We start from the raw sequence: 379 nt of genomic DNA on the forward strand, positions 1-379 counted from the left end.
GGTATCAGCCTGTTATCCCCGGAGTACCTTTTATCCGTTGAGCGATGGCCCTTCCATTCAGAACCACCGGATCACTAAGACCTACTTTCGTACCTGCTCGAGCCGTCACTCTCGCAGTCAAGCTGGCTTATGCCTTTGCACTAACCGCATGATGTCCGACCATGCTTAGCCAACCTTCGTGCTCCTCCGTTACTCTTTGGGAGGAGACCGCCCCAGTCAAACTACCCACCAGACACTGTCCGCACCCCGGATAACGGGGCAACGTTAGAACATCAAACATTAAAGGGTGGTATTTCAAGGTTGGCTCCATGCAGACTGGCGTCCACACTTCAAAGCCTCCCACCTATCCTACACATCAAGGCTCAATGTTCAGTGTCAA

General features: G+C 52.5%; 1 rRNA gene. It reads right to left on the minus strand.

Annotation, left to right across the window (positions count from 1 at the left end):
• A 23S ribosomal RNA gene (locus tag OQV04_RS25425) occupies positions 1 to 379 on the minus strand; the annotation flags it as partial.

It is taken from the genome of Escherichia sp. Lx600-2 (assembly GCF_036662595.1).
Classification (GTDB): Bacteria; Pseudomonadota; Gammaproteobacteria; order Enterobacterales; family Enterobacteriaceae; genus Escherichia; species Escherichia coli.